The organism is Kribbella lupini (genome assembly GCF_039529595.1).
Classification (GTDB): Bacteria; Actinomycetota; Actinomycetes; order Propionibacteriales; family Kribbellaceae; genus Kribbella; species Kribbella lupini.
In genome coordinates this window covers 446,775-469,300 of record NZ_BAAANC010000002.1, presented here as the reverse complement: position 1 = coordinate 469,300, position 22,526 = coordinate 446,775, and the positions used below count along the sequence as shown (strand labels likewise).

The following is a 22,526-nucleotide window of genomic DNA, read 5'->3' as shown; positions in this document are numbered from 1 at the left end:
GCATGAAGGCGCGAACGTGTCGCGGTTGGGCCCCGATCGGGCCGGCCCGCGCGCCCGCAGCCGCGTACCGGCGTACCCACCCCAGTCGATCGAGGAGCAGCGCAGCATGGATGCCGTCACCGCCGTCCCCACCCCCGCCAACGAAACGGTCCGGGGCTACGCGCCGGGTTCGCCCGAGCGGGGCAGCCTGGAGGCGAAGCTCAAGGAGTTCAACGCCGCCGGTGCGATCGACCTGACCTGCACGATCGGCGGGGAGCAGCGGCTCGGCGGCGGCGCGCGGATCGACGTCGTCCAGCCGCACAAGCACTCCCACGTGCTCGGCACCCTCGGCAACGCGACGCAGGCCGACGGCCAGGCGGCCGTCGACGCGGCGCTCGCGGCGGCGCCGTCGTGGCGCTCGCTGTCCTTCGACGACCGCGCCGCGATCTTCCTGAAGGCCGCCGACCTGCTGGCCGGCCCGTGGCGCGACACCCTGAACGCGGCCACCATGCTCGGTCAGTCCAAGACCGTGCAGCAGGCCGAGATCGACGCCGCCTGCGAGCTGATCGACTTCCTGCGCTTCAACGTCGCCTTCGCCCGGCAGATCATCAGCGACCAGCCGATCTCGTCGCCCGGCGTCTGGAACCGCACCGACTACCGCCCGCTCGAGGGCTTCGTCTACGCGATCACCCCGTTCAACTTCACCGCGATCGCCGGCAACCTGCCGACCGCGCCCGCGCTGATGGGCAACACCGTGGTCTGGAAGCCGTCGCCGACCCAGCAGTTCGCGGCGCACTGGACGATGCGGCTGTTCGAGGCCGCCGGGCTCCCGGCCGGCGTGATCAACCTGGTCACCGGCGACGGCATCGAGGTCAGCAACGCGGCGCTGACCCACCCGGACCTGGCCGGCATCCACTTCACCGGTTCCACCCCGACCTTCCAGCGGCTGTGGGGCACGGTCGGCGCCAACATCGCGTCGTACAAGACCTACCCGCGGCTGGTCGGCGAGACCGGCGGCAAGGACTTCATCCTCGCGCACCCGTCGGCCGACCCGGCCGTCCTGAAGACCGCGATGGTCCGCGGCGCCTTCGAGTACCAGGGCCAGAAGTGCTCGGCCGCTTCCCGTTCGTACGTCGCCCGCTCGGTCTGGAACCAGATCCGTGACGACATCGCGGCCGAGACCGACTCGCTGACGATGGGCGACGTGACCGACCTGTCGAACTTCATCGGCGCCGTGATCGACGAGCGCGCGTTCGCCAAGCACAAGGCGGCGCTCGACCGGGCCCAGGCCAGCGACGCGATCGAGGTGCTGGCCGGCGGGACGTACGACGACAGCCAGGGCTACTTCGTCCGCCCGACGCTGCTGGTCTCCGACGACCCGACCGACGAGATCTTCACCACCGAGTACTTCGGCCCGATCCTCGGCGTGCACGTCTACGAGGACGGCGACTACGAGACCGTGCTCAAGCAGATGGAGAGCGCGGCGCCGTTCGGCCTGACCGGCGCGGTCATCGCGCAGGACCGGCACGCGGTCGCCACGGCGAGCGAGTACCTGCGCTTCGCGGCCGGCAACTTCTACGTCAACGACAAGCCGACCGGCGCGGTCGTCGGCCAGCAGCCGTTCGGTGGCGCCCGCGCGAGCGGCACGAACGACAAGGCCGGCTCGATGTGGAACCTGATCCGCTGGGCCAGCCCGCGGTCGATCAAGGAGACCTTCGCCGCTCCGACCGACTACCGGTACCCGCACCAGGGCTGATCCCGGCACCTTGGCGCTGCACCACCACGTGCAGCGCCAAGGTGATCGCCAGCACGACGGCCGCGACGCCCAGCAGCCCGTACGACGGCGAGCCCGCGGCCAGCGTCACGCCGCCGAGCCCGCCACCCAGCGCCAGGCCGAGTGAGATCGCGCTGCCGTTCAGCGCCATCACGATCGCCGCGGAATCCGGCGCGAGCGCCGCGAGCCGCGCCTGCTGGGGAACGGCCGCGCCGCCGTTTCCGATGCCTGCGGCAAAGAACCACACCAGCCCGGCGACCGCCACCGCGCCGACCGCGAACGTGAACACGCCCAGGAGCGCGTTCAGCAGCAGGCCGCTCAGGACGACGGTGAGCACGCGCGGCGCGCTGAAGCGGTCGACCAGCCGGCCGGTCACCGCGTTGCCGAGCATGCTCGCGACGCCGTACCCGAACATGATCGCGATGATCACCCAGCCGCCCGGGTACGCCGGGCTCAGGATGATCGTCGCGTACGTGAAGCACGTGTAGCTGCTGCAGAGGATTCCGGTCGTGACGAGCAGCCCGGCCAGCAACCGCGGCTGCCGCAACGGGCGCAGCCGATCGGCCAGTGATCCCGCCGGCAGATGCAGGTGGGGGAGCCGGAGCAGGATGCCGACCAGCGCGACGGTCCCGACGACCGACACCAGGATCAGCGGGAACCGCCAGCTGGACTGCCCGAGCGCCAGGCCGACCGGTACGCCGAGCGCGGTCGCGGTCATCCAGCCGCCGAGGACGAACGACAGCGCCTTGCCGCGGTGCCGGATCGGCGTCAGCGCGATCACGTAGCCGGTGACCGCTGCGTTGAGCAGGCAGCCGCCGAGCGCCGCCACCACACGGCCGCCGACGGCGATCGGGTAGTTCGGAGCGAGTGCGACGACCAGGTTGCCGAGCACGAAGACCGCCAGCGACGAGCCGATCGTGCCGCGTCGCTCCCAGCGGCTCGTCACCGTGCCGAGCACCGGTCCCGCGAGTGCTGAGGTCAGCGCGAACACCGACACCAGTTGCCCGGCAAGGGCCGGCTCGACGTTCAGGTCGTCGGCGATCGCCGGCAGCAGCCCGGCCAGGACGTAGCCATCGATTCCGGTCGAGAACGTGGCGACGGCCAGCCAGATCAACGGCCGGTACGACCACTGCGACGGGTCAGTTCTCCGTGACAAGTCCCCGCCGCACGGTGATGTAGAACGTCGTGAGGTCGTCGATCAGGTCCTCGAGCTGGCGCTGGTCGTGCAGGTCCGCGTCGAGCAGCCAGTCGGAGATCAGGTCGAACAGGCCGCCGACCAGACCGATCGCGACGCCGTGGCGCATCCGGTGGTCGAGCTCGGACTGCGGGCCGTCGTAGGAGTTCCAGAGCTGCTCGAGGAATCCCGCGGCCCAGCGGCGGTTGGTCCGGCGCTGCCGCTCGACGGTCTCGGAGATGCCGCCGGCCTGGCCGAAGGTGACCCGGGCGACCCGGGGGTCGTCGACGAGCGCGTGGGCGAACGCCGCCAGCAGGCCCGGCGCGACCTCGCGCTCGCGGCCGCCCGCGTGGTTCGCCGCGAGCGTGATCATGGTGTCCTCGAGGCGCTCCGAGGTCCGCTTCAGCAGCGCGACGTAGCAGGACTCGCGGTTGTCGAAGACCTCGTAGAAGCTCTTCGTCCCGACGTACGCCTTCGTGCAGATCTGCTCGATCGACGTGTTCAGGTACCCCTGCGCGGCGAACAGATCGAGCGCGGCGTCGAGCAGCTGCTCGCGCCGCTCGGCTCGGCGTTGCTCGGCGTCCAGACCTCTGATCACTCGCCCCATGCGCCGGACGTTACCCTGTGCGGCGGGTTGGTAACCAGACGTGCCAGTTCTGAACACGAGCGCTTGTCAGGAACCCGCGAACGTGCTCCACTGTCGGTCACCTCGTCGTCACCGAACGACACTGCCCCTCGGGAGCCGCGATGAAACCCCACCTCCTCCGACGCGCCGGCGCCGGCCTCCTGGCCGCCGTACTGCTGGCCGTCGGCACCACCACGACGGCGGTCGCCGCGCCGTCCTCAGGGTTCGACAACTGGGCCTGCAAGCCGTCCGCCGCCCACCCGAACCCGCTCGTCCTGCTGCACGGCCTCGGCGGCAACGGCCCGGGCAACTACTCGTTCCTCGGCCCGTACCTCGCGTCCAGGGGCTACTGCGCCTTCACGCTCACCTACGGTCAGGCGACGCCCGCGATCCCGGTCGGCGGCACGGTCTCGATCGTCCGGTCGTCGGCGCAGATCGAGGCGTTCGTCGACCAGGTCCGGGCCGCGACCGGCGCCGCGAAGTTCGACATCGTCGGGCACTCCGAGGGTGGCTTCCAGAGCCTGTACGGGCCGAAGGTCCGCGGGTACGCCGGGAAGGTCGGCAAGGTCGTCGCGCTGGCGCCGCCGACGCACGGTACGACGTTCGCCGGGCTGGTCAGCGTCGGCGACTACCTCGGGCTGCGGCCGCTGGTCGACCAGGTGCTGCGCGACTTCGGCTGCCCGGCCTGCGACGAGATCATCGTCGGGGGCTCCGAGGTCGCGAAGCTGACCGCCGGTCCGATCGCGCAGCCAGGCGTCAAGTACACCGTGATCGCCTCGCGGCTGGACGCGCTGGTGACGCCGCACGAGACGTCGTTCATCCGGGAGTCCGGGGTGAAGAACCAGTTCGTGCAGGACACCTGCCCGCTGGATCCGGTCGGGCACGTCGGGCTGGCCTTTGACCCGACCGTGGCGCAACTGGTCGCCAACGCGCTGGACCCGGCGCGGGCCCGGCCGGTCCTGTGTGGTTTCGGCCCGCCGCTGTAGGTCGAGAGGTGCGGGCGCGGATGCCGACAGCAGGGGAGCCGGCATCCGCGTCCAGCTCTGAGGCCGGTCTGTCCGTCGCCGCCCTGGCCGACAGACCGGCGTACGAGTGGTCAGGCGGTGTGTTCGAGATGCTGCAGCGGTGGGCCGATCAGCAGGGCCGAGCCGCAGCTGACACAGATCCACTCGCCGGCCGGGTCGTCGACGGGGTGGTCCCCGGCCTCGACCCGCTCGAACAGGACCGTCGCCTCGCAGAACACGCAGTACTGCGTGTCCTCGCCGGCCGACGGTTCGGTAGTCCTTCGCTTCGTTCGCACGACAGGCTCACCTCCGGTGACATTCCGTTTCCAGGTTGCCACCGGAGCCGGCGCCTGCCGGGTAGCGACACGGCTCAGTTGGTGCCGTCGTGCCACTCGCGGCCGAGCTCGTGCTCCTTGGCCAGGCCGGACCGGATCGCCTCGACGACGAACGGCTCGATCTTCTTGCCGATCAGCGGGACCGCGACCTTCACGTCCAGCGTGATCGCCTGCACGGTCTGCGCCCCCTCGGACCGGATCGTCGCGGTGCCCTTCAGCGTCACCGGCGTCCCGGCGATCTCCCCGTGCACGTCGGCGTCGCGCGACCCGTCCGGCTTGGCCGCGTGCCAGGTCTCGGTCTGCACCACGGTCAGCGTCTCGCCGACGAACTTGCGCGCGATGTCCGGTACGTCGTTCGACGGCATCTTGCGCTCGACCCGGACCACGGTGTCGTCGCCGGTCGTGCTCACCTTGACGTCGTACGACAGCGCCTTGGTCTTCTCGCAGGCCTGCTCGCGAAAGGTGCCGTCGGTGACGATCGCGAAGACTTCCTCAGGGGTGGCGTCGTACGACGCCGACATCTTCAGCTCCATGCGGCACATCATGACATTACCGATCGGTCACCCGCCGTTCTGACAACCTGAGTCGCGCCCGCCTCGTACTCATCGTTGACAGACCGAGTGAGGGGACGACCGAATGGGCTCGCGGGACGAGGAGTTCAGCGCGTACGTCGCGCAACGGCGCACGCAGCTGCGCCGGGTGGCGTACCTGCTGTGCGGGGACGTGCACAAGGCGGAGGACCTGGTCCAGACCGCGCTGCTGAAGCTGTACGTCGCCTGGCCGCGGGTGCAGCGGGCCGGGAACGTGGACGCGTACGCCCGGCGGATCCTGGTGAACTCCGGGATCGACGAGAGCCGGCGGCCGTGGCGCCGGGAGGCGCCGGGCCTCGACGGGCTGGAGGAGCCGTCGGCGCCGCCACCGGCGGTCGAGGACAGCAGCGCCGTGATGGACGCGCTCGCGACGCTGCCGATCGGGCAGCGGCGGGTCGTCGTACTCCGGCACTTCCTCGGGATGTCGATCGACGAGACCGCCGCGGACCTGCACTGCAGTCCCGGCACGGTCAAGAGCCAGAACGCCAGGGCGCTCGCCCGGCTGACCGCATTGCTCACCGCCCAGTTCGGGACGGTAGGAGGGCAGGACCGATGATCGACGAGAAGGAGTTGAGCGCGCAGCTCACCAAGGCCGCCGCGTGGCAGGACGACTTCCTGCCGCGGGCCGTGTCGGAAGACCTCGAGGCCGGCCGTCGACGACTGCGTCGCAGGCGGATGCTGGCCGGTGCGGGCGGAGTCGTCTCCGTCGCGGCCGTCGGCGCGGTTGCTGTCGGTGTGACGAGCTGGCTGACGCCGAATGCGGTCCGGAGCGAGCTGCCGGCCGCCACCACCAGTACGTCGGTGTCGGTCAGGCCCCCGGTGGTGAAGCCCTCCGATCCAGCAGGGAACGAGGCGCAGGACAAAGCGTTCGACCGGGCGATGCGAGCGGCGCTGCAGCAGCATCTCGATCCAGGCGGCAAGCACCTCGACTACAGCAGCAAGGGTGGATTCGGGTTCGACCACACCACGGGAATCCGGCGCGGTGGTGGCCGGATCGGCTGGCGGATCGCCGGGCAAGAGGGCGTCGGCTACATCGATCTCGCCGTCGCCACGTCGGCGTCCGCAGTCAGCGACCGCTGCGGCTCGGGGGCCTTCGCGCCGCCGCTGACCTGCCGGTCGGTGACGTTGCCGAACGGGCGGACGGCACAGCTGGGCCGGCGCGGTGAGGCGGTCGAGCTGACGTACACGAAGGCCGACGGCGAGTTCGTGATGGCGACGGTCAACCCGTTCTGGGGGAACAACGCGACCGTGCCCGTGCACGGAATGGGCATCACCGACGCGAAGCTGTTCGCGCTCGTCACCGATCTCCGGGTCGACCTGCCGCCGTTGTCGACGGAGGAGCAGCAGGCCGAGGACGAGCTGAAGAACTTCAAGCCGACGATCGATCAGGCGCACGCGGCCGCCGTACGGGTGCTGACCGGTGGCACGCTCACCCACGACTACAACGACACCGTGCCCGAGCAGTTCGGCGTGATCGAGACCTGGCGATCGGGTGCGATCAAGCAGACGGTGATCATCGCGGTCGACTCCGCGCAGTTCGTCAGCCGGTGCAGTGAGCAACTCGGCGGCCTGACCTGTACCCAGACGACGACGCCCGACGGGCGGAAGGTGATGTACGCCGAGGGAGTCCCGCCTCAGGGCCGGGGCAAGCAGCGCTACATGCTGGGTGCCGCGTACCTGCAGCCCGACGGCAACCTCGCCTCGGTCGTGGTCCAGAACCCGAGCAAGCAGCCGCAGCCCGGCGGCATCACCAAGGCGCAGGTGATCGCGCTGGCGACTGATTCAGCATTGGACAAGTAACACACCTGTGACGGACCGTCACTGAAACATAATGTCTATTCAACGATGGAGGCCCGTAAGTTTCCTACCAATGCAGTTCACCTCGAGGTAGGAGTTCGTGATGCGGGTTCGCAGGATGCTGGGGATCACCGTGGGGCTGGCCGGCCTGCTGGCGCCGGGCTTTGTTGCCCTGGGCGCCGAAGCCGCGCCGGCCGCGGTGGATGCGGTGGCGAAGAAGTGCAACACCAAGGAGATCAACTGGTACGTCCGCGGCGGCCACGAGGTGTACGTCGGGACCAACCTGTACAGCGACTGGATGGAAGGCCCCGGCCGGATCACGTACCAGAAGACGGCCACCTCGGAGTCCAACTCGTCCTGGACCGGCGACCTCGGCGTCACCGCGAGCGTCGTGATCGCCGAGATCAAGTCCCAGTACGCGAAGACCGTCGGCAAGTCCCACTCGGTCTCCGACAGCTGGTCCTACACCGCCGAGGTCCCGAAGAACAAGGTCCGCCGCCTCCACCAGCTGAAGCAGTCCTGGCGCGTCCAGGTCGTCCGCTGGCGCTACACCACCACGGACTGCAAGAAGACCAAGGAAGTCAGCAACAAGACCGCCACCTTCCCGGTCAAGAACCACGACTACCTGTGGATCCTGGTCGGCAAGGCCTGACGAATCGTCCACCCGGCGCCCCTGGGTCAATCCGAGTTGATCCAGGTCCAGGTCTCGGTCTCGGCCGGGACGCCGGCCTGCTCGCACCAGTCGGCGACCCTGCGATGGTTCTCCTGCAGTGCGAGCCCGTCGCCGAGCTCGCCGGCGGCGACCAGGGCGTGGAAACACGCGACGAGCCGGTCGGCCGGCTCGCCCTCGAAGGTCTCGCCGAGCAGGTTCTCGAAGTACTCGGTGAGCGACTCGAGGGCGGCGTACTCGGTGTAGACGGAGTAGATGTACTCGCGGCCCGGGTCGGAGCCCAGCGGGAGGTAGTCGTAGCTCTCGGCGAACGCGATGCCCCGTCCGGCGCGCCCGGCGTCGAGCGTCAGGCGCAGGCCGAACACGCAGTCGTTCCGGGTCCGTCGAACTTCCAGCAGCAGCTCCCGGCGATCCACCGGGCCAGCCTAGACAACGCGGCCAAGCAGTCCGCCCGGTGCCTAGGGCGTCGCGTTCAGCAGGTCCAGCGCGCTCTGCTGCCGCGCCGCGTCGAGCTTGTCGACGGGTCCGTACCAGCGCAGTCCGTACTGGTCCATCGCCGTCCGATCGCTCGCGAACGCCCGGTCGGCCTGCCGTCGCAGGTACGCCGTGTACGGGTGGTCCGGCAGCGCCGCGTTGAGCTTGCCGAGCCCGCGCGCGTACGCGCCCTTGAACGACGGCCCGTCCCCGCCGCAGTCGCCCGACTCGCACGGCTCCCGCAAGATCCCGTCGGAGGTGTGCAGGCCCAGCGCCGTCGTCGCCGCGTCCGCCAACTGCCGAGCGCGGGTCAGGTAGGCGCCGTTCCCCACCGACAGCTCGGTCAGCGCGCCGATCAGCACGCCCTGGTTGTAGGACCACTCCGTCTGGCCGTTGTTCCGGCAGTTCGCGTCGAGTCCGTCGTTCACCAGGTTCGACCCGTTGATCATCCCGCTCTGCTGGAACCACGACCAGCCGGCCTGCGCGCGTTGTGAGTACGTCGTGTCGCCCGGGATCCGGTTGTGCATCGCCGCGCTCAGCTGGATGTAGAGCGAGTTGGTGATCGCGTTCTTGTACGTCTTCGCCTGGCTCCACCACACCCCGCCGCCGCACGTGCTGTCCCAGTGCGCGGCCATGTGATCGGCGTCGATCCGAGCGGTCTGCAGGTACCGCGCCTCCCCGGTCAGGTCGTACGCCGCGACCCACGCGAGTCCCCACCAGCCGGTGTCGTCGATGTAGTCATTGCGGAACTGTCCCTGCTGCGCGTTCAGGTTGAGGTCGTACGTCCGGCCGATCGCGTACCGGTAGCTGCCCATCCCGGTCACCCGGATGTTGTCGATGACCGCGTTCAGGGCGTTCGCCGAGTTCCACCAGCCGGTCGTGTCGAACAGGCCGGTCGCGTAGTTGTAGTACTGCATCTGCGCGGTCGCGGCGGCCGTACGGCGGTCGCCCGCGTTCCAGGTCGTCCGAGCCCACGGCGTACAGGTGACGTCCGGGCGGTCGCCGGCCTTGCCGCACGCGCGCAGCGCGCCGACGCCGTGGTTGTTCCAGTCGTCGACGTTGTACATCTGCGTGCGCCACCCGGTCTGGCCGGCCGGGATCGCGGTGTTGCCGAGCCGGCTGCCGGACGCCCAGGTCCGGCCGCCGTCGAACGAGCGATCCAGCCAGACCTCGTCGCCGGGTGAGCCACCTTCGATCGAGGCCCAGCCCATCGCGTCCGCGTCGTCGAAGTGCAGCCTGACGGTCCGGCCGAAGAGCGTCGTGCTCACCGGCGAGCGGTCGCCGGGGGAGAGCGCGGGGTCGCGGGCGTCACAGTACTTGTTGCAGATCGTCGCCTGGAGGGCCATCGTCACCTCGGGAGTCGGGGGCGGCGGTGCGCCGAGCGGCAGGGACAGGGCGGTCACGACGGAAACGATTCCAGTCAACACGGGATCTCCCTGGGGCGGTAGGAAGAGAGCGGTTTCATCGAAGTGTCGTCGCCCTGGGTGACGACGTCAACACATCGAACTCTTGACCGGGTTCGTGCATCGTCCTAGGAAGACAACGATGAGGAGACGGATGTTCCGCCTGAGGGGACCGATCGGCTACCTGCTCGCCCTCGTGCTGCTCGGCGGCACCGTGGGCGTGGTCGGCCCTGCACTGGCCGCCGACGGCCCCGACGACGTCTACACCTACCTCGACGACCCAGGCCGGGTCGCCGAGGGCCAGGTCGCTCCGCACACCCGGCTCTGGCCGTACGCCGACGACGCCGCCGCGACGGCAGCATCTGGTACGCCGTACGTGCGCTCGCTCGACGGCGCCTGGAAGTTCCGTCTGTTCGACAAGCCTTCCCAAGTCCCCGCCGGGTTCCAGAAGTCCGACGGCGCCACCTGGCCGACCGTGCAGGTCCCGCACACCTGGCAGAGCGACTTCCTCGACCATCCAATCTTCCGCAACATCCCCGAAGAACTCTGGCCCGACGTCCCACCCAAGACCCCGCGCGACGTCAACCCCACCGGCGCCTACCTCAAGACCTTCGACCTTCCTCGCACCGAAACGGGCCGTCAGCAACTCCTCCGCTTCGAGGGCGTCACCAGCGGCTACTTCGTCTGGGTCAACGGCAAGTACATCGGCTACGACCAGGGCGGCTACAGCCCCGCCGAGTTCGACATCACCAACGCCGCCCGCCCGGGCGCGAACACGGTCGCCGTCCAGGTGCACCGCTGGTCGGCCGGCTCCTACCTCGAGGACTACGATCAGTGGCGGTACGCCGGCATCTTCCGCGACGTCTACTCGTACTCCGTGCCGCGATCCCGCGTCCAGGACGTTGCGATCAGCACCGACCTCGACGCGTCGTACCGGGACGCGACGCTGAAGGTCGACGCCTCACTGGTCGAGGCCCGCGGCTACCAACTGACCGCGTCGTTGCGTGATGCAACCGGTCGTGAGGTCACCGCGCTCAGCGGCAAGGCCGACGGCGACGAGTTGAAGCTCAGCGGCGTGGTCAGGGCGCCGGCGAAGTGGTCCGACGAGACGCCGACCCTCTACCGCCTCGTGCTCACGCTCACCGACGAGCACGGTCGCGTCGTCCATCGCACCAGCCAGCAGGTCGGCTTCCGCGAGATCGAGGTGCGGGACCGGCAGGTCCTGCTGAACGGCAAGCGCGTCCTGTTCCGCGGCGTCAACCGGGCCGAGACGGATCCGGCCACAGGTCGCCACGTGACCCGCGCGGCGATGGAGCGCGACGTCCGGCTGATGAAGCAGTTGCACATCAATGCCGTCCGGACGTCGCACTACGAGAGCGACCCGTACTGGTACGAGCTCGCCGACAAGTACGGGCTGCTGATCGACGACGAGGTCGACATCGAGACGCACGCGCACGAGAGCTGCCCGAGCCGCTGCCTGGCCGACAAACCCGAGTGGCAGGCGGCGTACGCCGATCGCTTCACCGCGATGGTCGAGCGGGACAAGAACCACCCGAGCGTCGTGTTCTGGGACACCGGCAACGAGGCCGGGCTCGGCGCGGCGCACTTCGCCATGGCCCAGTGGGCGGACGAGCACGATCCGACCCGGCTGCTGTACCACCAGTCGAACACGCCGGACGGCGATGCGCCGTACGCCGATGTCGCCGGCCCGCGCTACCCGACGCCGGTGGCGCTGGAGGAGAAGGCGAAGACGTTCACCAAGCCGATCGTGATGGGCGAGTACGCGCATGCCATGGGCAACGGTCTGGGCAACTTCGACCAGTTCTGGGCGCTGGCCCGCAAGTACCCGTCGGTGCAGGGCGGGTTCATCTGGGACTGGGCCGAGCAGAACCTCGACCAGCCGCTGATCACCACCCCGGACTCCTCGCGGCACCGGCTGCAGACCTTCTTCGTCGGCAAGCCGTCCGTTGCCCCCGGCCACTCCGGCCAAGGGGTGGAACTGTCCGGTCTCGACGATTTCGTCGACGTCTTCCGCGATCCCGCGCTGGACGTGACGGGGCCGTTGACCGTTGAGGCGTGGGTCAAACCCGACGCCTGGTCGGGCTCGTTCCCGATCGTCACCAAGGGCAACCAGTACGCCGTACAGATGCCGAACGCGCGGACTCTCGAGTTCCGCGCCACGCTCAACGGCGTCGAGAAGGCCGTCACGATGCCGGTCCCGTCGAACTGGCGGGACACCTGGCACCACGTCACCGGCTCGTACGACGGCACCTCGCTGACGCTCGCGATCGACGATCAGCGCAGCAGCGTCCCGGCTACCGGCACCATCGAGCCCACGGTCTGGGAAGTCAACGTCGGCCGCAACGCCCAGCTCCAGCAGGACCACACCCGCACCCGCCTCGCCCACGGCGTCATCGACTCCGTCCGCATCCTCTCCAGCACCGAGCCGGTTCTGGCGCTCGACTTCGAGTCGACGAAGACCGAGGGCTCGTTCCCCAGCCTGGGCCTCAGCCTCTCCGGCACCGACGGCCTGGTCGGCACCGACCGAACCCTCCAGCCCGAAACAGCAGAACTCGCCTGGGCGCAGTCCCCACTGCGCTTCACGTCGGCGAAGCCCGGCGTCGTCACTGCCCACAACGAGCAGCAGTTCGCCCCGCTCACGTTCACCTTCTCCTGGTCGATTCGCGAAGCAGACAAGGTCATCCGCCAGGGCAAGCTCCCGATGACGCTCGCGCCTGGTTCCAGCCGCACGGTGACCATTCCGGTGTCCCCACACCCGATCGAACGCTTCCTGAACGTGGATGCCGGCTCGCTGCAACACGACCAGTTCTCCTTGGGTGGCACCGTCGCACCCACGCGGGTCAGCCCTGGCCGACCCGCGGTGACCACAACCCCCGGCCGCACCGTCGTCTCTGGCGCTGGCTTCCGCTACGCCTTCGCAGGCGGTGGGCTCGTCTCCATGGTTGCCCGGGGCAAGGAGCTGCTGCGCAACGGCCCGACCCTCGACGTCTGGCGTCCGCCGACGTCCAACGAGACCTACGACTGGGGCACCGCCGACCGCCTGATCTGGACCAAGCTCGGCCTCGACCGCCTGCAGACCATCACTCGAGCGGTGCGAACCATTCGCCTCGCCGACGGCCGCATCCAGGTCGTCGTACCCAGCACGGCCGCCGCCTCCGGCCACGCCGCCGAGCTCGCCTTCCGGCAGACGATGACCTACACGATCGACGCGGCAGGCACGATCACGCTCACCCACCAGGTCACTCCGACCGGCAGCAAGCTCTCCACGCTGCCGTACCTTCCGCGCCTGGGCTTTCAGCTCCAGGTCCCCGAGCACCTCGCCGACTTCGCGTACTACGGCCGCGGCCCCGAGGAGTCGTACAACGACCGCGCGAAAGGCACCCGCATCGGCGTCTACCGCAGCACGGTCGACCAGCAGTACGTCGCCTACTCCCGCCCGCAGGCCTACGGCAACCACACCGACACACGCTGGACCACCTTGTCCGACCAGCAGCACGGCCTGATGGTCAGCGCCGCGCCAGGCGCCTCGGTCGACGTCAGCGTCACGCCGTACGACCGGCTGGATCGCGCCGAGTACGACTTCCAGCTCCCGCTCGTCCGCAATCGCGGCTGGGTGACGCTGCACGTCGGCGCCGCCGAGACCGGCATGGGGGAGACCCCGAACGGCGTCCTCGCGCCGTACCGGATCGATCCCACCACACCCCGCGCGTACGCCGTGACGCTCCGCCCGCTGTCGGCTGCCGAGTCCCTACTTCATTAGCGGCCGGATCGTGTCGCCCGTGGTCACGTGCGCGCTCACCGGCGAGTTCATCTGACCGGGAAGCGCGATCACCGATCCCGGGATGCTCTGCGCGCCGACCGTCATCCGGTCCACGTTGCGGCTCCCGGCCGCGAGCAGGTACGACGTACCGGTCGGTGAACGCCAGGCGGTCGTCGCCAGCACGTTCTGGTCGAACCGGCTGCAGATCGCCGTGTTCGTCGCGTGGCCGGCAGCCAGCCCGGCCGGGAACAGCTTCACAGTCGCCCAGCCGCCGCCGGTCCAGCTGTCCGACCGCGTGCAGACCCAGGCGCCGTACGTCCCGTCCGGCAGTCGCTGCTCGGCGAAGGTCCAGTTGTTCGCGGCCTTGACGCCCTTGTTCTGCAGGGATTGCAGCCCGCAGACAGTCCGCGACCAGCTCACCAGCGCCGCGCCGCTCGTCGCCTCCCGCGGGAACCGCGCCGGACCCAGCGACGGCGGCGGCATGTAGGTCAGGTGCGCCGGCGACAGCCCGCCCAGGTACGTCACCAGGAACGCGTGCTTCTCGGCGATGGCCTCGGACGACCGCAGCTGCAGCGCGGGCCAGGAGGAGCAGTCGGCAGCCGGCGGCTTCACTGGCGCCGTGATCCCGTCCGCCGTGGGCAGCTTGCCGGTCGGCGCGTCGGGCTTCTTCAGGTCGCGCAGCCCGGTCTCCGCGACCCACGGCGCGGTCAGGAAACGCACGCCGTCGGCGTTCTCGCTGATCGCGACGGCCGCCGAGGTGGTCACGTCCGCGTCGTCGGCCCGTGCGACGACCAGCTTCCCGCCGTCGCGGTCGCTGTACCGCGCGATGCGTTGCCCGTCGTGGAAGAGCACGGTCCCCGCGCCGTCGACGTCACCGGCGTACAGGAGCTGCGGTGCCTCGACGGGCGCGGTCGTCGACGCGCCGGCGACGGCCGTCACGCTCGTCCCGTCGGTCCAGCTGTTGAGCGCCCTCGACAGCAGCTCGCGGTCGTTGATCCGGTTGCCCCGCGCGGGCCACGCGGTGAAGTCCACGCGGGCCGTGTCCTGCCACAACATCCACGTACGCCGTAGGTCGTCCACGCTCAGCCGCTTGGTCTCCCGCTGCGCCACGACGGGAGCCGCCTGCGCGGTCGACTGCCCGCGCCCGGCCGTCAGCGCCAGCGAGGCGAGCAGGATCAGCGCGAGGATGATCGTGACGACGATCGCCACCGCCCGGCCGCGCGCCTTACGGCGCATCAGGTCGGTCGGAGCCAGCCGTACGGCGCAGGGGTCGAACACCTGCGCGTCCAGCGGCCCGCGGACGCCCGCGACGGCGCTCTCGTCAAGCTCGGCCGCCTCCTCGATCGCCGCGGCCGCGGAGTCGATCCCCGCCGCGCGGAGCTCGCCCTCGGCCTCGGTGACGCCGAGGTGCTCGACCCGGACCAGCGCCCACGCGGCGCGGGCCTCCGGCGTACAGGCGGCCATCACCTGGTCGAGCACGAGGTCGTCCGCCGCGCCGGAGCGCGGGAACAGCCGGAACCCCCAGACCGCCGGGAGCATCCGCAGCGGCGTACGGGCGTGTGCTTGGCGTACGGCGTCGCGCAGCACCTTGCGACGGATGTACGCCGAGGCGCTGGTCTCGCCGATCAGCTGCCGCTCGAGCCTGCGCCGGTCGGGCATCGCCCGCTGCACGACACCGTGCGCCGCGAGGACGCGTCGGTGCCGTCCCAGCGACGACGGAAGGACCAGGTAGGCGAGGCGCACCAGCGCCGGGTAGTTCTCCAGCAGGGCCGCCTCGACCTCGGCCGGACCGACCTCGACCTCTACCCGCTCCGCCAGCGTGTGCACTCGCCCACCTACATCTCGTAGTCCCCGTTGACTTGCACCACTTCCAACGAACGACCACACGTCACGTCACACCCACCGCACGATCAGGTCACGACAAACCATCCGCCCATCACGTACGGACCCGGTCACCGGCGGTAGCGGCGGTTATCCTCAGGCCGTGAGCAGCCAGAGCGACAAGAACGACGAGGGACGTCCCAGCGCGGACGCGGTGACCGGCCGCTGGGACGGGGTCGACGTGAACTTCGGTGAGGAGGGTGGCCGCCTCACCTACGGCAGCTACCTGCGGCTGCCCCAGCTGCTCGACCAGCAGCGGCTGGAGTCGGACCCGCCCGCGCACGACGAGCTGCTGTTCATCACCATCCACCAGGTGTACGAGCTGTGGTTCAAGCAGGTCCTGCACGAGATGACCGCCTCCCGCGACGCCATGCTGTCCGGTGAGCTCTGGCTGGCGCAGCACCTCCTGCGCCGGGTCCACACGATCGAGCGGACGCTGACCCAGCAGGTCGACATCCTGGAGACGATGACACCGCAGGACTTCGGCGAGTTCCGGCACCGGCTGTCGCCGGCCAGCGGGTTCCAGTCGGTGCAGTTCCGCGAAATCGAGTTCCTGTCCGGCGCCAAGGACCCGTCGTTCGTGAAGCGGTTCCGCGGGCTGAGCGACGTCGAGCGGGCCCGGCTGGAGCAGCGGCTCGAGGAGCCGACGCTGTGGGACGCGTTCCTCGTCGTACTGGAGTCTGCTGGGTTCGGTACGGCGACCGAGGACGAGCTGCGGATCGGTCTGTCGGCTGTCGCCCGCGACCGCGGCAAGTACGGCGCCATCTGGGAGCTGGCCGAGGCCCTCCTCCAGCACGACGAGCTGGCCGCCGCCTGGCGCGCCCGGCACGTGGTGATGGTCGAGCGGATGATCGGCACCAAGCCCGGCACGGGCGGCTCATCAGGAGCCGGCTACCTGCGCTCCCGGCTCGACCTGCGCTACTACCCGCACCTCTGGCACCTGCGGACGTCGCTCTAGTCCTCGTACCGCTTCGCCGGCCCCCGTTGAGCCAGTAGTGTCACGCCCTTAACTGGCTCCCGGGAGGCGGCACGTGAAGCTCTACTCCGCAGTGCGAACCCAGCGGTTCTGGCAGGTCCTCGGCGACCTGATGCTCGTCGGCTGGATCGCCTTCTGTACGGCGCTGGGCCTGGCCGTCTTCCGCATCACCAACGCCCTCGGCTACCCAGGCCGCAAGGCCGCGTCCGCCGGCGACGGCCTGGCCGAAGACCTCCGCAAACTCTCCGGCCCCGTCGGCCGGGTCCCCGTCGTCGGCGACGAGCTCCGTGCGCCGGTCGACGGCGCCGCCGGCGCCGCCGTCCGCCTCGCCGACGCCGGCCGCGAACAGGCCCACGCCGTAGAACAACTCGCGTACCTCCTGGCCGCGGTCACCATCACCCTCCCCGTCCTCTTCGCCCTCCTGATCTGGCTGCCACGCCGCATCCGCTTCTCCCGCCGCGCCACCGCCGCCCAGAAGTTCATCGACAACGCCGCCGACCTCGACCTCTTCGCCCTCCGCGCCATGGCCAACCAGCCCATGCACAAACTCGCGAAGATCAGCAACGACCCCGTCACCGCCTGGCGAGACCGAGACACCACGGTCATCGCCCAACTGGCCGACCTGGAACTCCGCTCCACCGGCCTCCGGGCCCCCAAGCAACTCACCCCACCACCCCCCACGGACCCAGAACTCACGGAGTAGCCAGCACCGCTCCCGCTCTGCATCTGCTGGGCTCACCCCGTCTCGGGCTGCGCTTGCCCGAGTTCACTTCCGCCGGGTACCTGCTGCTCACGTTCACTCGTCCACGGGCATCACCTGCTCGCGTCCACCCCCACGGGCATCACCTGCTCGCGTTCACCCCCACGGGCATCACCTGCTCGCGTTCACCCGCGGGCACCACCTGCTCGCGTTCACCCCCGGGCACCACCTGCTCGCGTTCACCCCCGGGCACCACCGCCCCGCCTCGTCCGCTGCGACACACTTCTCGTCTTCCCTCCGGCCGCAGCCGCCTCAGCCACAGCCGACCTTCCCGGCCGCATCCCCGCAAACCTCAGCCACAGCACGCCGTACGAGCAGCCACCAAACCAGCAGACCTGGCCCGCCCGTCTACCCTCGGGGCATGGCTCGGGTGTTACTGGTTGAGGACGACGACGCGATCCGCACGTCCCTCAGCACAGCGCTGACGGCAGCCGGCCACGTGGTGACCGCCTTGGCCGGCGGAGCAGACGGCGTCGCGGCAGTGGCCCGCGACAAGCCCGACGTCCTCCTCCTCGACCTGGGCCTCCCCGACCTCGACGGCCGCGACGTACTCGCCATGGTCCGCTCCGTCAGCGACGTACCGGTCATCGTCGCCACGGCACGAGACGACGACGCCAGCGTGGTCGCCCTGCTCGACGCCGGCGCGGACGACTACGTGATCAAGCCGTTCAGCTCGGCCCAGATCGACGCCCGCATCCGCGCCGTCCTCCGACGTCGTGGCCCAGAGCAACAATCCGAGGCCCTCCAGCTCGGTGCCCTGTCGATCGATCCGCGCAGCCGCGAGGTCACCGTCGACGGCAGTCCGGTAGACCTGACGCGCAAGGAGTTCGACCTACTGCTCGCCCTGTCCCGCCGCCCCGGCGCCGTCGTCACCAAACGCGAACTGCTCGCCGAGGTCTGGGGCCTCCCGTGGGGCGGCGGCGACCGTACCGTCGACGTCCACCTCTCCTGGCTCCGCCGCAAACTCGGCGAAACAGCCGCCCAGCCGAGGTTCCTGCACTCGGTGCGCGGCGTCGGCATCAAACTCGCGGCCCCTGAGGCAGGCGGCTGACGATGCGCCGCCGGATCATGCTGCTGTCGGTCGGGATGACGACGCTCGTCGTACTCGCGTTCGCCGTACCGCTGATCCTGCTGATGCGTGCCGCCGCCGTCGAGGACGCGCTGGAGAAGGCCGAGATCCGCGCCCAGAACGTCGCGTACTACGTCGGCGACAAGAACCACACGACCGACGACATCTCGGCGTACATCGAAGCCCTCACCGACGACGGCCCCGGCCGGATCTCCGTCCAGCTCGCCGACGGCACCGTCCTCGGCGACAGCCCGCCCGGCGGCATCGACAAGCCCGAATCCGTCCCCGGCGGCTACGACTCAGGCAAGAAGGGCCCGCCGAAGGTGTCGCCCGCGACCTTCCGCGACGTCGACGGCGGCAAGGTGACCGAGATCGACGTCGGTACGCCGTACGGCCCGGCGGGCGTCTGCCTGTTCCTCACCACGCAGGAGCTGTACGACGGCCTCGCCCTGCAGATCGGGTTCCTGATCGGCGGCAGCCTGCTCGTCCTCCTGCTCAGCATCGCCGGCGCCGAACTCGTCTCCCGCCGCCTGGCCCGCCCGCTCGAGGAAACCGCCCGTACGGCGGAACGCCTGGCCCGCGGCGACACCGACGCCCGCGCCCCGACCACCGGCCCCGCCGAGGTCGCCCAGGTCGGCGCCGCCCTCAACGGCCTCGCCGACCGCATCGACGAGGTCATCGCCGTCGAACGCGAAGCCGTCGCCGACCTGTCCCACCGCCTCCGCACGCCGCTCACCGCGCTCCGCCTCCAGGTCGAAGCCCTGCCCGACCGCGAACGCGCCGAGGAGCTCAACACCCAGGTCACCTCCCTCGAACGCACCCTCACCGCCGTCATCCGCGCCGCCCGCCGCCCCCAACGCGAAGGCCGCGTCCCGCACTGCGACGCCGTCGAGATCGTCCGCACCCGAGCCGCCTTCTGGGCCCCCCTCTTCGAGGACCAGGGCCGCCGCCTCACCCTCGACCTCCCCACGCCACCCGCCGAGATCCGCCTGGCCGCCGAAGACCTCGCCGCCGCCCTCGACGCCCTCGTCGAGAACGTCGTAGCCCACACCCCCGACGGCACCGCCGCCCGCATCACCCTCTCCCGCGAACGCGTAGCCGCAGCCCCCGGCATCCGCATCGTCGTCGCCGACGAAGGCCCCGGCATCCCGCTCGGCGCCGGCACCCGAGGCCACAGCGACCGAGGCTCCACAGGCCTGGGCCTAGACATAGCCCGCCGAGCCACCGAAGCCGCCGGCGGCACCCTGACCATCCACGGCTCGGCCGTCCACCTCACGTTCCTCAGCAAGTAGCCGTACGCCGAGCAAGAGCCCCCACGCGCGCCCCTCCGGTCGCTGGCGCTCCCTCCGTGGCGTGCTCCCACCCACCCCTTTGCAAGCGTGCGCGGCTACCGCCGCCAAGTGCGCGTGCTGTCGCCCGCTCCTTCGAAAACAAGCAAACCCGCAGCACGACCGCGAACACCACCCCCCCCGCAAATCACCCCACCGCCCGCCCCCACCGCACATACCCACCCGCACCCGGATCACCGAGCGGCTCCCACTCGTTCCGCCTCGCCATCCGCATACTCGCCTTGTTCTCGACATGGATGAATCCGGCCAGCAATCCGCTGCTGCACAAGCGGTCCGCCATCGTCGAGCGAGCCTCGGCCAGCGCCACCCGCAGGATCTCGTCCCCGCGATACGGCGGCTCCGGGCTCCGATGGCTCATCGCGACAGCGCCTACCTCGAGCTGCGCCACGAACCTCGGCCGCTCGACCAGATACCGCAGATGAAGAACGGCAGCATCAACCGGCTCGGGCCCGGACCCGTCGACGCCAACCAGCACACGATCTCCGTCGCGCATCAGCTGGCACAGGTTCTTCACGTGGCGCTGCGCATCCCATTCCCAAGGGCGCGGATGCTTGGGAAGCCGACGGCCGCCCGCAGTGGTCGGCCACGGCTGTGTGCACCGGAACTGCTGGAAGCGGACCGCTGCGGTCTTCTTGTCCTCGACAGGCTGCCAGTCCAGACAGCGGCCGGCGCTCACTGCGCGTCGAACAGGTCGAACCAGTCGGAGTCCCGCGTCTCATCCAGCGCCTGGTACTCAGGCGAAGCAGCGTCGAGATCCGGTTCCGGCCAGGTGAGTTCGTCGACCGGGACCTCGCGGACCCACGCAAGCACGTAGGGGTCCGCGTCGCCCGCCTCGACGCGTTCGGTGAGCGCGGCAACGACCCGCTCGGGGAACTGCCGACCGGTGGTCGCGTTCTCGCGTTCCCAGATCGGATCGCCGTACGACGGCGACGTCGACCTGATGAGGTCGACGTGCACGCGCAGCAGTTTCGGCGTACTGCCCTCGAGGGCGGCCCGGATCTCGTCGGAGGGCTTGATCTCCAAGGCGTTGAGACGGCGGGCGACGGCGGTCGTGGAGACCCCCGCGTTCCAGATCCAGAGCGCCAGCTCAGGAACCGTCAGCTTCCGCCAGTTCGTCGCGCGCATCTGCTCCTCGGGCAGCAGGAACTCACTGGCGAAGGTGTCGGCTGGCCCTTCCTGCACGGCGGTCGCGCGCTCGTGCACGTGATGGCCCAGTGCGAAGTGGCCGAGCTCGTGCGCGATCGACCAGTTCGCCCGGAACCAGTAGATGGTGCTCTTGAGCAGCATCACCGCGTGGTCGCCGATCCGGAACGAGTAGTCGGTCTGCAGCCCGGGATCCCTGACGACGTCGACGCCCAGCACGCCTTCGACCTGCGCGGCCAGATGGCGAACGCCTGCCGGTGGCAGCAGTCCTCGCAACTCGCTGGGATCGGGTGGCAGCGGGGTCGGCGAGGTCGGGACCCGGCCCAGTGCGGCGTACGCCGAACGGTAGGCGTCGACCACGCGGGCGATGATCTCGCTGTCGTTCTCCTCCTGCTCCGCCGAGCTCCGCCCCCACGGGTGCCGAGCCGCAAGCCGGACCTTGAACGGATCCGTCTGCCCGGTGATGAGCCAGTGCGTGTCGACGTCGAGCCGCTCCGCGAGCTGGGCGATCTCGAGCGCGGAGAAATGCCGCTGACCGTTGATGGCGCGCGACAGGGCGTCGTGCGTCATCCCGATCTGCGGCGCGAGCCGCCGCTGGCTCAGGTGCATCGGAATCGACGCCCGGACGCGATCACCGATCGTGGAGGCTGCCATGAACCAAGGCTAGCTCGACTGTTGGGAAAATCCCAACAGTCGAGCTGATGACAGCCGATCTACTGCGAGATCTTGTCCCTGTTCTCCTCGGCCCACGTCTCGAACGACTGCAGCTGCGGGTTCAGCTCACGCACCAGCTCCAGATCCCGCTCCCCGGTGAACCGCTCCGAGTCCTCCGCGTAGAACTGGAACATGTTCGCGAACTCCACCGCCGCTGGGAAGCCCAGCGCGCGGAACTCGTCCCACGTCAGCGGCCGGTAGGTGACCGGCTCGCCCAGGACCTTCGACAGGACCGCCGCGTACTCGGTGCCGGTGAGGTGGTCGCCGGCGATGCCGACAGTGCGGCCGACGAACTCGTCGCCGCGCTTGAAGATTCCCAGCGTCGTGCGGCCGATGTCCTCCGCCGCGATGCCGGACAGCGGCTGGTCGGCCATCGGGAGGGTCAGTTCGAGCCGGCCGTCGGGGTTGCGCTGCGGCCACAGGCCCACGGTGAAGGCCTCGTAGAAGAACGTCGTGCGCAGGAACGTCGTCGGTACGCCGTACTTCTCGAACAGTTCGTCGGCCTCGCCCTTCGCGTCGAAGTGCGGGACCGTGTAGCGGCCGTCGTCCAGGCTCGGCACGCGGTCGTCGTCACCGAAGTGCTTCCGGGTGTCCTCGAGGGTCGACCAGACCACGTGCCGCACCTGCGCGTCCCGGGCCGCCCGCACGGCGTTCTCCGCCTGCTCGAGCTCCATCTCGGCGCGCGTCCGCGTCGCCTCCTCCTCGGGAGTGCGCTGGACCCAGTAATCAGTGACCACGTACGCGCCGTACGCGCCCTCGAACGCCTTCCGCAGGCTCGCCTCGTCGTCGAGGTTCGCCGCGACCACCTCGGCGCCTGCCGCCGCCAGCTCCTGCGCGGCCGCCGAGTCCGGGTTGCGGGTCAGCGCCCGTACGGCGAACTCGCGGTCGGGGTCGCCGAGAATCGCCCTGACCAGCCCGCCACCCTGCTTTCCGGTGGCGCCCACTACGGCGATCAGCTTCTGCTCCGTCATCGTTCCATCTCCTGAAAGTCTGGGTTGATGTGTCAACCAAGGTCAGGATAGCGCGTT

The 22,526-nt window shown here is 70.0% G+C and carries 20 protein-coding genes; 10 read left to right on the top strand and 10 right to left on the bottom strand.

Annotated features, from left to right (window positions below):
- Positions 1-16 precede the first annotated feature (16 nt).
- On the top strand, positions 17-1,735 hold the full coding sequence (gene pruA / locus ABD235_RS15440) for an L-glutamate gamma-semialdehyde dehydrogenase (protein ID WP_425553120.1): 1,719 nt from the start codon (positions 17-19) through the stop codon (positions 1,733-1,735).
- Here the strand turns inward: pruA and ABD235_RS15435 are convergent.
- On the bottom strand, positions 1,683-2,909 hold the full coding sequence (locus ABD235_RS15435) for an MFS transporter (RefSeq protein WP_344174728.1): 1,227 nt from the start codon (positions 2,907-2,909) through the stop codon (positions 1,683-1,685). The genes pruA and ABD235_RS15435 overlap by 53 nt on opposite strands.
- Complete coding sequence (locus ABD235_RS15430; protein WP_344174726.1) at positions 2,893-3,534, bottom strand: TetR/AcrR family transcriptional regulator; 642 nt, start codon at positions 3,532-3,534, stop codon at positions 2,893-2,895. The genes ABD235_RS15435 and ABD235_RS15430 overlap by 17 nt, the downstream gene beginning before the upstream one ends.
- Before the next feature lie 140 nt (positions 3,535-3,674).
- Here ABD235_RS15430 and ABD235_RS15425 point away from each other — a divergent pair, with 140 nt between their 5' ends.
- A complete protein-coding gene (locus ABD235_RS15425) occupies positions 3,675-4,538 on the top strand; it encodes an alpha/beta fold hydrolase (RefSeq protein ID WP_344174724.1) in 864 nt (287 codons plus the stop codon).
- A gap of 110 nt (positions 4,539-4,648) precedes the next feature.
- Here ABD235_RS15425 and ABD235_RS15420 read toward each other — a convergent pair whose 3' ends face one another.
- Together ABD235_RS15420 and ABD235_RS15415 are read right to left on the bottom strand one after the other, a co-directional pair.
- Positions 4,649-4,852, bottom strand: coding sequence for a hypothetical protein (locus tag ABD235_RS15420; protein WP_344174722.1), 204 nt, complete (start codon positions 4,850-4,852; stop codon positions 4,649-4,651).
- Between the two features lie 74 nt (positions 4,853-4,926).
- Complete coding sequence (locus tag ABD235_RS15415) at positions 4,927-5,424, bottom strand: DUF2505 domain-containing protein (RefSeq protein WP_344174720.1); 498 nt, start codon at positions 5,422-5,424, stop codon at positions 4,927-4,929.
- A gap of 103 nt (positions 5,425-5,527) precedes the next feature.
- Here ABD235_RS15415 and ABD235_RS15410 point away from each other — a divergent pair, with 103 nt between their 5' ends.
- From ABD235_RS15410 to ABD235_RS15400, 3 genes are all read left to right on the top strand, one after another.
- Entirely contained in the window at positions 5,528-6,037 is a 510-nt protein-coding gene (locus tag ABD235_RS15410) for a SigE family RNA polymerase sigma factor (RefSeq protein ID WP_344174718.1), read from the top strand.
- Positions 6,034-7,281: a hypothetical protein gene (locus ABD235_RS15405; RefSeq protein ID WP_344174716.1), complete on the top strand. Its 1,248-nt coding sequence runs from the start codon at positions 6,034-6,036 to the stop codon at positions 7,279-7,281. The genes ABD235_RS15410 and ABD235_RS15405 overlap by 4 nt, the downstream gene beginning before the upstream one ends.
- A 100-nt stretch (positions 7,282-7,381) precedes the next feature.
- Positions 7,382-7,930 (top strand): hypothetical protein, encoded by a 549-nt coding sequence (locus ABD235_RS15400; protein WP_344174714.1) that lies wholly within the window; start codon positions 7,382-7,384, stop codon positions 7,928-7,930.
- Between the two features lie 26 nt (positions 7,931-7,956).
- Here the strand turns inward: ABD235_RS15400 and ABD235_RS15395 are convergent, their stop codons facing one another.
- Together ABD235_RS15395 and ABD235_RS15390 are read right to left on the bottom strand one after the other, a co-directional pair.
- On the bottom strand, positions 7,957-8,364 hold the full coding sequence (locus ABD235_RS15395) for a hypothetical protein (protein WP_344174712.1): 408 nt from the start codon (positions 8,362-8,364) through the stop codon (positions 7,957-7,959).
- Positions 8,365-8,406: 42 nt separating this feature from the next.
- Positions 8,407-9,849 (bottom strand): glycoside hydrolase family 76 protein, encoded by a 1,443-nt coding sequence (locus ABD235_RS15390; protein WP_344174710.1) that lies wholly within the window; start codon positions 9,847-9,849, stop codon positions 8,407-8,409.
- Positions 9,850-9,967: 118 nt separating this feature from the next.
- Here ABD235_RS15390 and ABD235_RS15385 point away from each other — a divergent pair, with 118 nt between their 5' ends.
- Positions 9,968-13,606, top strand: a complete 3,639-nt coding sequence (locus ABD235_RS15385) for a glycoside hydrolase family 2 TIM barrel-domain containing protein (RefSeq protein WP_344174708.1) — start codon at positions 9,968-9,970, stop codon at positions 13,604-13,606.
- Here ABD235_RS15385 and ABD235_RS15380 read toward each other — a convergent pair.
- Positions 13,595-15,433 carry a hypothetical protein gene (locus ABD235_RS15380; protein WP_344174706.1) on the bottom strand — a complete coding sequence of 613 codons (1,839 nt, stop codon included), beginning with the start codon at positions 15,431-15,433 and terminating at the stop codon, positions 13,595-13,597. The genes ABD235_RS15385 and ABD235_RS15380 overlap by 12 nt on opposite strands.
- Positions 15,434-15,590: 157 nt before the next feature.
- On the opposite strand from ABD235_RS15380, the gene ABD235_RS15375 reads away from it, so the two are divergent.
- The 4 genes from ABD235_RS15375 to ABD235_RS15360 all read left to right on the top strand — a co-directional run bounded on the left by ABD235_RS15375 (position 15,591) and on the right by ABD235_RS15360 (position 19,584).
- Positions 15,591-16,445 carry a tryptophan 2,3-dioxygenase gene (locus tag ABD235_RS15375; RefSeq protein ID WP_344174704.1) on the top strand — a complete coding sequence of 285 codons (855 nt, stop codon included), beginning with the start codon at positions 15,591-15,593 and terminating at the stop codon, positions 16,443-16,445.
- 73 nt (positions 16,446-16,518) lie between these two features.
- On the top strand, positions 16,519-17,166 hold the full coding sequence (locus ABD235_RS15370; RefSeq protein WP_344174702.1) for a hypothetical protein: 648 nt from the start codon (positions 16,519-16,521) through the stop codon (positions 17,164-17,166).
- Between the two features lie 418 nt (positions 17,167-17,584).
- On the top strand, positions 17,585-18,274 hold the full coding sequence (locus ABD235_RS15365) for a response regulator transcription factor (protein ID WP_344174700.1): 690 nt from the start codon (positions 17,585-17,587) through the stop codon (positions 18,272-18,274).
- A gap of 2 nt (positions 18,275-18,276) precedes the next feature.
- Complete coding sequence (locus tag ABD235_RS15360) at positions 18,277-19,584, top strand: sensor histidine kinase (protein WP_344174698.1); 1,308 nt, start codon at positions 18,277-18,279, stop codon at positions 19,582-19,584.
- A 184-nt stretch (positions 19,585-19,768) separates the two neighbouring features.
- Here ABD235_RS15360 and ABD235_RS15355 read toward each other — a convergent pair whose 3' ends face one another.
- Genes ABD235_RS15355 through ABD235_RS15345 form a run of 3 tightly spaced genes read right to left on the bottom strand, consistent with a single transcriptional unit; the run spans position 19,769 to position 22,469 of the window.
- Positions 19,769-20,317: a hypothetical protein gene (locus ABD235_RS15355; RefSeq protein ID WP_344174696.1), complete on the bottom strand. Its 549-nt coding sequence runs from the start codon at positions 20,315-20,317 to the stop codon at positions 19,769-19,771.
- On the bottom strand, positions 20,314-21,438 hold the full coding sequence (locus ABD235_RS15350) for an ImmA/IrrE family metallo-endopeptidase (protein ID WP_344174693.1): 1,125 nt from the start codon (positions 21,436-21,438) through the stop codon (positions 20,314-20,316). Before ABD235_RS15350 ends, ABD235_RS15355 begins: the two co-directional genes overlap by 4 nt.
- Positions 21,439-21,497: 59 nt before the next feature.
- On the bottom strand, positions 21,498-22,469 hold the full coding sequence (locus tag ABD235_RS15345) for an NmrA/HSCARG family protein (protein WP_344174691.1): 972 nt from the start codon (positions 22,467-22,469) through the stop codon (positions 21,498-21,500).
- Between the last annotated feature and the right edge of the window lie 57 nt (positions 22,470-22,526).

Excerpts from the sequence above, each read along its gene's own strand:
- ABD235_RS15360 (WP_344174698.1), top strand. The coding sequence starts at position 18,277 with ATGCGCCGCCGGATCATGCTGCTGTCGGTCGGGATGACGACGCTCGTC.
- ABD235_RS15400 (WP_344174714.1), top strand. The coding sequence starts at position 7,382 with ATGCGGGTTCGCAGGATGCTGGGGATCACCGTGGGGCTGGCCGGCCTG.
- ABD235_RS15350 (WP_344174693.1), bottom strand. The coding sequence starts at position 21,438 with ATGGCAGCCTCCACGATCGGTGATCGCGTCCGGGCGTCGATTCCGATG.
- ABD235_RS15430 (WP_344174726.1), bottom strand. The coding sequence starts at position 3,534 with ATGGGGCGAGTGATCAGAGGTCTGGACGCCGAGCAACGCCGAGCCGAG.
- ABD235_RS15345 (WP_344174691.1), bottom strand. The coding sequence starts at position 22,469 with ATGACGGAGCAGAAGCTGATCGCCGTAGTGGGCGCCACCGGAAAGCAG.
- ABD235_RS15385 (WP_344174708.1), top strand. The coding sequence starts at position 9,968 with ATGAGGAGACGGATGTTCCGCCTGAGGGGACCGATCGGCTACCTGCTC.
- ABD235_RS15415 (WP_344174720.1), bottom strand. The coding sequence starts at position 5,424 with ATGGAGCTGAAGATGTCGGCGTCGTACGACGCCACCCCTGAGGAAGTC.
- ABD235_RS15365 (WP_344174700.1), top strand. The coding sequence starts at position 17,585 with ATGGCTCGGGTGTTACTGGTTGAGGACGACGACGCGATCCGCACGTCC.
- ABD235_RS15405 (WP_344174716.1), top strand. The coding sequence starts at position 6,034 with ATGATCGACGAGAAGGAGTTGAGCGCGCAGCTCACCAAGGCCGCCGCG.
- ABD235_RS15410 (WP_344174718.1), top strand. The coding sequence starts at position 5,528 with ATGGGCTCGCGGGACGAGGAGTTCAGCGCGTACGTCGCGCAACGGCGC.
- ABD235_RS15425 (WP_344174724.1), top strand. The coding sequence starts at position 3,675 with ATGAAACCCCACCTCCTCCGACGCGCCGGCGCCGGCCTCCTGGCCGCC.